The organism is Protofrankia sp. CiP1_Cm_nod3 (assembly GCF_982290655.1).
Genome location: NZ_CEVIVD010000057.1, coordinates 25,083 through 29,206, shown reverse-complemented (window position 1 = coordinate 29,206; position 4,124 = coordinate 25,083). Strand labels below are relative to the sequence as shown.

Here is a 4,124-nt window from a genome sequence, read left to right as displayed (position 1 = left end):
GTGCTCGTCGGGGGCGAGCACGCAGACAGCGAGCACTGGCTCGAGCAGGACGATCCCGGCGGCCCGGGCGGCGTTCTTCACCGCCAGCGCCCCGGCGGCCTGGAAGGCGATGTCGGAGGAGTCCACCGAATGGGCCTTGCCGTCGACCAGCCGTACCCGGATGTCGACGAGCGGATATCCGGCCGCCACCCCGAGGTCGAGCTGGCGCAGCACGCCCTTCTCCACCGAGGGGATGAACTGCCGGGGGACCGCGCCGCCGACCACCTCGTCGACGAACTCCCGGCCGCTGCCGGCCGGCAGCGGCTCCACCGCGACGTGGCAGATCGCGTACTGGCCGTGGCCGCCGGACTGTTTGACGTGCCGGCCGGTGCCCCGCGCCGGCCCGCGCAGCGTCTCCCGCAGCGGGACCCGCGGCGGCACCCGGTCGACGTCCACGCCGTAGCGGGCCCGCAGCCGCTCGACGACGACGTCGCTGTACGCCTCGCCCATGCACCACAGCACGAGCTGGCCGGTCTCGGTGCCGTACTCCACCGTCAGGCTCGGGTCCTCCGCGGCGAGGCGGGCCAGCGCGGTCGACAGCTTGTCCTCCGCGCTCTTCGTCCGCGAGCGGATCGCCACGGGCAGCTGCGGCCGCGGCATCGACCACGTCTGCAGCAGGATGGGGTCGTCCGGGCTGGACAGGGTGTCGCCGGTCTCCGCGGTGGCCAGTTTCGCCACGACACACAGACCGCCGGCCCGGACGGCCCGCGCCGGCTGCTGTCCGGATCTCCCGGCCGGCCGGGAGATCCCCACGATCCGCCCGTCGTCGTCATGGTCGGGATGGCCGCGTTCGGCCCGGCCGTGCCCGCAGACGTGCACGGCCATGTCCGCGCGCAGCGTCCCGGAGAACACCCTGACCAGCGAGATGCGCCCGACATAGGGGTCGGTCGTGGTCCTGATGACCTCGGCGGCCAGCGGGCCGTCGGGGTCGGCCGACAGCGGTGGGCCCGACGACCCGTCGGGCCGGGTGCTCACCGGCAGGCGGTGCTCGGCGGGGGAGGGGAACGCCCGGGTGAACAGGTCCAGCAGCTCGGTGGCGCCCAGCATGTCACCGCTCCCGCCGCCGGCGGCACCGGCCGGGCCGGCCACGGGCAGGACGGGGTGGAAGCGGCCGCGGGCGACCGCGGTCTCCAGGTCGCCGAGCAGCAGGCCCGGTGCCAGCCGCTCCCCGGCGAGGTACTGCTCGAGCAGGGACTCGTCCTCGCTCTCGGCGATGATCCCCTCGATCAGGGCGCCACGGGCGGCGGCCACCGCTGCCTGGGCGGCGCTGTTCCCGGTGCCGTCCGCGGAGAGCAGGTCGACCAGCCGGTAGCCGCCGTAGCCGCCGTGTCCCGGCGCGGCCCCGTTCGCCGCCGGCAGGCGCACCGGCAGGTGCAGCGGCAGCACGCCCGGGCCGAACAGCTTCTGGCAGGTGGCGACGGTCCTGGCGAAGTCGGCCCGGGGGTGCTCCAGCTTTGTGATCACAATGGCCCGGGGTGTGCCGGCGGCGGCGCACTCGTCCCACAGCAGCTGGGTGAAGCCGTCGACGCCGTCGAGTGCGCTGACCACGAACAGGGCCGCGTCCCCGCCGCGCAGCCCGGCGCGCAGGTCGCCGATGAAGTCGGCGAGCCCGGGGGTGTCGAGCAGGTTGATCCGCATGCCCCGGTGGGTGGTGGACAGGACGGCCAGGCTGATCGTGCGCTGGCGGTGCTCGGCATCGTCGTGATCGGTATGCCGCGGCGGGACGGGACGGCTCTGCGCCGCCTCGCCCTCGTCGGCCGCGGCCAGCAGGCTCTCGGCAAGAGTCGTCTTACCCGCGCCGGTGTGGCCGACAAGAATGACGTTGCGTACGTCAGCCAGCTGCTCGAGGTCGGGACGATCATTGCATACGGTTGTTTTCACCTGCGCCTCCCCGGTGTGACACGGCCACCCGGTGGCCCTGGTGACGGCCACTGGGCGGCTGGGAGGGCTGGACCAGTGGACCCCGCCTGGGTGACTGGACGAGCGCGACGGGCCGACCCGCTCCGGGCGGCCGGCGGCGGGTCGCGTGATCGTGTCGTCATGAGTGGTTGTGTCAGTGGTGATGGTTGTGTTGGTGAAGAGTTGTATGGGTGGTTGGTTGTGTGGGTGGAGGGTTGGTTGCGTGGGTGAAGGAATGTGGAGGTGTAAGGAAACGGTCCGGCTGTTGTCGGGTCGACGTGTGGTGCCGACGGTTGTCGTGTCGACACCTGCCCCGTCACTGGTTGTGGTGTCGACGGTTGTCACGTTGACGGTTGTCACGTTGACGGTTGTTGTGCCGACGGTCAGCGGTGAGCGGCTGTGAAAAACTCGTGAGAACAGGTTCCCCCTCCGCCGGCATGTGAACAACCCATGTCGGTCCGGCAAGGAACTGGTTGCCGATGGTCACAGCGGTACTGTGAGGGACAGCACCGGACGTACACGACGGGACGTACATGCTCGCTAGCAAGGCGCGGCCGCAGATTCAACGGGTGCTCGATCCCCTGGGTGAGCGGCTGGCCCGGTCGTCGGTGTCGCCGGACGCGGTGACGATCGTCGGCACCATCGGTGTCAGTGGTGCCGCTCTGGGCTTCTTCACCCGCGGGGTCTTCTTCGTCGGCACCCTCGTGATCACACTGTTCGTCTTCTCCGACCTGCTCGACGGCCTGATCGCCCGGGCCCGTGGGATCTCCTCGCCGTGGGGCGCGTTCCTGGACTCGGCCTCCGACCGGGTCGGGGACGGCGCGATCTTCGGCTCGCTGATCCTGTGGTACGCCGGTGACGGCGACTCGTTGCCACTGTGCGTGGCCGCCCTGATCAGCCTGGTGGCCGGCTCGATCACCTCCTACGTCAAGGCGCGGGCCGAGGGCCTCGGGCTGCGGTGTGACGTAGGGTTCGCCGAACGCGGCGAGCGCCTGCTGATCGTCCTGGTCGCGGCCGGTCTCTACGGCCTGGGCGTGCCGTACCTGCTGCCGGCCGCGCTGTGGTTCCTTGCCGGCGCCACCGTCCTGACGGTGACGCAACGTGTTGTTCATGTGCGTCGGCAGTATCTGCGGGGGGCCGGGGCGGCCGGCACCGCCGCCGTGCCCGCGGCCACCGGCGCCGACGCCACACCGGCCGGGCCCACCGCCGGCCCGCGGGCCCGCTGACGGCGCGTACCGGGTGTCCCGCGCGCGAATGACCAGGATTTGGCTGGTGACGTGGTTGGGAGCCGAGCCCTGGGTGTCCCGCGCGCGGATGACCGGTCTGGCGTACGCGGCGGGCTGGCGGGTGGTCCGGCTGCTGCCCGAGCGGGTGGCGGCTGTGGCGTTCACGGTGGTGGCCGACGTCGCCGTCCGGCGGGGTGGCCGCGGCGCGCGCCGGCTGCGCGCCAACCTGGCCCGTGTCGCCCCGCCCGGCACCGATCTCGACCGGCTCACCCGGGCGGCCATGCGTTCCTACGCGCGTTACTGGCTGGAGGTCTTCCGCCTCCAGGACATCTCCCGCGAGCGGATCATCGGGGGAATGCGCATGCTGGACGAGCCACGTCTGCGCGACGCCATCGCCAGCGGCCGCGGGACCGTCATCGCGTTACCGCACATGGGCAACTGGGAGCATGCCGGCGCCTGGCTGGCCGCCACCGGTGAGCCGTTCACGACCGTGGCCGAACGCCTCCGGCCGGCGTCGCTGTTCGACCGGTTCGTCCGGTTCCGTTCGGCGCTCGGCATGGAGGTCATCCCGCTGACCGGGGGTGAGCGGCCCCCCTTCGGCCTGCTGGCCGACCGCCTCGGCGCAGGTGGCACGATCTGCCTGCTGGCCGACCGCGACATCTCCGCGGACGGCGTGCCGGTGGTGTTCTTCGGCGCGACGGCCACCATGCCGCCGGGGCCGGCCGCCCTGGCGTTACGGACCGGCGCGACCCTGCTGCCGGCCACGCTCTGGTTCGACCGGGACGGCTGGGGGGTGCGCATCCACCCGGCGGTGCCGCACACCGACGTGGCGCGGATGACCCAGGCGCTGGCCGACGCGTTCGCCGAGGGCATCGCCGCCCATCCCGCGGACTGGCACATGCTCCAGCGCATCTGGCGGGACGAGCCACCGGCCACGCCACCGCAGACACCACCGCAGAC

The 4,124-nt window shown here is 72.5% G+C and carries 3 protein-coding genes and 1 pseudogene; 3 read left to right on the top strand and 1 reads right to left on the bottom strand.

Going from position 1 to position 4,124, the window contains the following annotated elements:
- Positions 1 to 1,920, bottom strand: a 1,920-nt coding sequence (locus AC5LUJ_RS13055) for an elongation factor G (RefSeq protein ID WP_493464999.1), incomplete at its 3' end; no start/stop codon positions are given.
- Positions 1,921 to 2,220: 300 nt separating this feature from the next.
- Between AC5LUJ_RS13055 and AC5LUJ_RS13050 the strand changes: the two are divergent.
- The 3 genes and pseudogenes from AC5LUJ_RS13050 to AC5LUJ_RS13040 form a co-directional block, all read left to right on the top strand.
- Positions 2,221 to 2,331 (top strand): annotated as a pseudogene (locus AC5LUJ_RS13050) (Cys-every-fifth RiPP peptide CefA); the annotation flags it as partial.
- A 140-nt stretch (positions 2,332 to 2,471) separates the two neighbouring features.
- Positions 2,472 to 3,164: a phosphatidylinositol phosphate synthase gene (gene pgsA / locus AC5LUJ_RS13045; RefSeq protein WP_250283905.1), complete on the top strand. Its 693-nt coding sequence runs from the start codon at positions 2,472 to 2,474 to the stop codon at positions 3,162 to 3,164.
- Between the two features lie 88 nt (positions 3,165 to 3,252).
- A partial coding sequence (locus AC5LUJ_RS13040; RefSeq protein ID WP_493465003.1) for a phosphatidylinositol mannoside acyltransferase occupies positions 3,253 to 4,124 on the top strand: 872 nt, incomplete at its 3' end.

Coding starts and splice junctions, on each gene's coding strand:
- pgsA (WP_250283905.1), top strand. CDS start 2,472: ATGCTCGCTAGCAAGGCGCGGCCGCAGATTCAACGGGTGCTCGATCCC.